Source organism: Stenotrophomonas maltophilia group sp. RNC7 (assembly GCF_030910085.1).
Classification (GTDB): domain Bacteria; phylum Pseudomonadota; class Gammaproteobacteria; order Xanthomonadales; family Xanthomonadaceae; genus Stenotrophomonas; species Stenotrophomonas sepilia.
Genome location: NZ_JAVFVN010000072.1, coordinates 1 through 513 on the forward strand (window position 1 = coordinate 1; position 513 = coordinate 513).

Consider the following 513-nt stretch of genomic DNA (forward strand, 5'->3'; position numbering starts at 1 on the left):
CTTGGGCACGCCCGGTCAGCCGCCTCCAGCCAGCAAGCGGCCGAGGCGAGCTGGAGCAGCGCGGCCTGGCACTCCGCCAGGGCCTGGAAAAGCCAGGAGCAAGCGACGGCATCGGCAGCCGCTGCGCAAGGATCGGCGGACAGCGCTGCTGCGAGCGAGAGCGCTGCCGAACTACATGAACTGGCGGCCAGCAACCACGAAATCAAAGTCAGCGAAGACGCCGCCAACGCGCTCGGCTACGCCAACGAAGCCCGTGTCAGCGCGGCCGCCGCCAAAGAAAGCGAGACAGCGGCCGGGGCCTTCTCGACAGCGGCCAAGAATCACGCCCAAGGATCCCTGGACAGCCAGGTGATGGCGGCCAGCGCCCGCGATGCCGCGCAAACGTCCGCTGCGGCGGCTGCGAAAAGCGAGACAGCCGCGCAAGGATGGGCGAACCAAGCCAAGGCGAGCGCAGCCCTGGCGGATGACTGCATCCCACTCAGTCAAAAGGGGGCCGCCAATGGCGTGGCAGGC

1 protein-coding gene is annotated in these 513 nt (G+C 68.6%); it reads left to right on the forward strand.

The features are described from left to right. On the forward strand, nucleotides 1–513 hold a 513-nt coding region (locus RCF13_RS00565; RefSeq protein WP_308140712.1), incomplete at both ends, for a hypothetical protein.